Below are 2,511 nucleotides of genomic sequence, written 5' to 3'. Positions count from 1 at the left end.
TCTGCAGGTTGGCCCTAAGCTCGACCAGAGAGGCAGGGGCACTGGGCGGCGGACGTGCTGTTGGCACAGGGGCTGATTGCGTGCCTGGACATCAACCTCAGCGCGTCTCGGCTTGCTGACGCTGGCGTTGGTCGCATGATTGATCGCCTGTCCTCGCCAATTTCGGGGAGCGAATAGTCCCTTGGCGGCAGTCGTCCGGAAGACCTGACCTTGGCCATTTGGTCTGCCGATCGCAGGGTTGGCGCCATTGGCCTCGCGTTGATGCACAACAGGAAAAGGCCCCCATGGGGCCTGCCTGTCTGCACGTTTCGCCAATCAATCCCGATCGACGGGAGCTGCTCTCCAGGCTGCAATGGCATCGATGATCTTTGCCGTGAACCGCGGTGGGAAGCGTCCGGCAATGTACCCGGGCTGCTTCATCAGGGGTCGGATGTCGAATCCGGGCCAGGTGAAGCGGTTGAATTCCGAAATGACGATCGCGCTACCGGGAGCAAGCCCTGCTGTGCGTGCAATCTCATCGGGGATCACGATGGCGTTCTTTCGCCCTTCGCCCTTGGTGGTGATCGCGGCGACCAGATAGCGTGACCCTTCCACACCCACGGCGACGACGAAGCGTTCCTTGACGCCTTCGTCGCGGCCCCGTCTGAACTCTTCCTCGAAGAGGTAGACGTATCGAAGGATATGGCCTGCGGCGGGGCGGTCAGTCTTCCCAGCAATCATTGGCGAGTTCGCTGTCCGAAGGCCGAGCATTGGCAAAAGCCTTGCGGTCGGCTTCGGTCATGTCGGACGAAGCGACAGCTTCGATATTCATGTGATCTGCAATGACGCCGCGCGCCGTCTCTTCGAGATGGCGGAAATACTCGCTATCTGCGATCACATGCCGCTCGCGGCCATGGCTGGTGAGGACAACCGGCTGCTTGGTTGCGAGATCGAGGAACTCGCCGGTGTTGTTGTGAAACCGGGTCAGGGGAACCCTCGGATGCTCATTCGGCGCCGCTGGCATGGTGGTATCTCCTCTTGGCCTTAAAATAGCAATTATGGCCAAAATAGCAAGATTTCTGTGGTGACGTTTGCCGCGCTAGCCGCCCGCCTCTGTCGCCAGCAGCTCCGGCAACAATGGGACGAGGCCCGCATCAATCGCAAAGCCCAGAACCCTTGCGAGGCGGCAGGCTCGAACGATTGACCTGTCTGGAACCCCAAGCGCCTTTTCGATGTGCTCGAGGCTTTCGCCAGCGCGGGGCTCACTGACCGCATGAAGCTTGCCCGGCTTTGCAGTGACAGCAAAGGGCCAGGTCATCGCGACGCCGACAACCCCTTCATCGAGCATGAGCAGAGTATCGCCGGCAGCGATGGTCTCGTCGGTCTGAACCGCGTCGTAGGCATTGCCCGTCGACGCGAACGCATGGATCCGCCAGGCGCTGAAGGCGAAGCGCTCGCTATCAGTCAGCATGGCAGGCCCCCTTCGGAGAAGGCGCGCTGCGCCGCCTCCGGAAAGGCTGCGGTGAGGTTCCGGCGGAGCGGCCCGGAGGACGCCGGAAAGAAGGCGCCGGTGCTGCTCGGCCGTGTGATACGCAGCGCGCTTGCGACGGCATCCACGACGAAACCCGCAAGCTGATCGCTCGCCGTCAGCTTGCCGAATTCAGGCGGTGCAAACCCGGCCTGATGCCAGAAGGCGATGCCGGTCTCGAGGGCCTCGAGATAGCTGGCATGGCTGCCATCGTCCCGGTCATTGTCGATGCTCGCCTCGACTGTCCGGTAGGTCCCGAAATCATGAGCGTTGGCCTTGATCCGCAGGCTAATGCCGGCAGGCGGCGATCCGGCAAACGCAATCAGCGCAGCTCTGTAGAGCATGGCTTCTGCGGTATTCACGAGGTCGAAATTGGGGGTGTGGCCGATCTGCGCGCAGTCTTCGTTCCACGGAGCGCCGCCAAGATCGAGAGTCCAGTTTGTCTGTGCCATTCAAGCCTCCTTTGCTTGAACGGCACCTCCCCCTCCTCTCTCGCAGGCAGAGTTCCTGCAGCAGGTCTGGTCAGCTTGAAAGCAGCGGGCAAAGGAAAAGGCCCGCCCGCGACGAATGCGCGGACGGGCCTTCCCGATGTGACCGGCGCGGGTCGCGGCACCGGTCACGGGGGGGCTTGTCCCGGTCAGGCGTCGACGCTCACGCGCGTCTTGCCCTTGGGTGCCGGAGCGGTGCTCTCGCCCAGACCGTCGCCGCTGGCAGCGCCGCTGTCAACGCCGCGGTCGCTGGCCGGTTCGTCACCGGTGGCGGTGAGCGGCGGCAGGGCACCTTCGCTCTCGCTGCCGAAGCCGTCGAGTGAGGCCTTGGGCTTCGAACGGCGCCAAGCGACATTGAAACTGCCGTCGTTCTGCTGGAACATCGCCACCGGGATCGGCGCCGAGAGGCTGGGGTCGTCGATCTGGCCCGACAGGAAGCACTCGCCGGTCTCGTTCGACGAGTATTCCCAGAGCGCGCCGATCTTGACCCAGCTGCGGCGGTCCGCCGAGAGCGCC

5 protein-coding genes are annotated in these 2,511 nt (G+C 63.4%); all 5 read right to left on the bottom strand.

The genetic code is table 11. The features are described from left to right. Positions 1–315: 315 nt before the first annotated feature. The gene (locus tag B7Y43_RS19825; protein WP_374133385.1) at positions 316–720 is read right to left on the bottom strand and encodes a hypothetical protein; all 405 of its coding nucleotides are present in this window, start codon (positions 718–720) and stop codon (positions 316–318) included. Then, positions 701–1,003, bottom strand: coding sequence for a type II toxin-antitoxin system prevent-host-death family antitoxin (locus tag B7Y43_RS19820; protein ID WP_374133384.1), 303 nt, complete (start codon positions 1,001–1,003; stop codon positions 701–703). Before B7Y43_RS19820 ends, B7Y43_RS19825 begins: the two co-directional genes overlap by 20 nt. A 75-nt stretch (positions 1,004–1,078) precedes the next feature. Next, on the bottom strand, positions 1,079–1,450 hold the full coding sequence (locus tag B7Y43_RS19815) for a hypothetical protein (RefSeq protein WP_374133383.1): 372 nt from the start codon (positions 1,448–1,450) through the stop codon (positions 1,079–1,081). Then, positions 1,444–1,959 carry a hypothetical protein gene (locus B7Y43_RS19810; RefSeq protein WP_374133382.1) on the bottom strand — a complete coding sequence of 172 codons (516 nt, stop codon included), beginning with the start codon at positions 1,957–1,959 and terminating at the stop codon, positions 1,444–1,446. Before B7Y43_RS19810 ends, B7Y43_RS19815 begins: the two co-directional genes overlap by 7 nt. 185 nt (positions 1,960–2,144) lie before the next feature. Then, on the bottom strand, positions 2,145–2,511 hold a 367-nt coding region (locus B7Y43_RS19805), incomplete at its 5' end, for a DUF736 family protein (RefSeq protein ID WP_374133381.1).

It is taken from the genome of Sphingomonas sp. 28-62-20 (assembly GCF_002281505.1).
This window is presented reverse-complemented; position numbering and strand designations above follow the sequence as displayed.

Coding starts and splice junctions, on each gene's coding strand:
- B7Y43_RS19820 (WP_374133384.1), bottom strand. CDS start 1,003: ATGCCAGCGGCGCCGAATGAGCATCCGAGGGTTCCCCTGACCCGGTTT.
- B7Y43_RS19815 (WP_374133383.1), bottom strand. CDS start 1,450: ATGCTGACTGATAGCGAGCGCTTCGCCTTCAGCGCCTGGCGGATCCAT.
- B7Y43_RS19825 (WP_374133385.1), bottom strand. CDS start 720: ATGATTGCTGGGAAGACTGACCGCCCCGCCGCAGGCCATATCCTTCGA.
- B7Y43_RS19810 (WP_374133382.1), bottom strand. CDS start 1,959: ATGGCACAGACAAACTGGACTCTCGATCTTGGCGGCGCTCCGTGGAAC.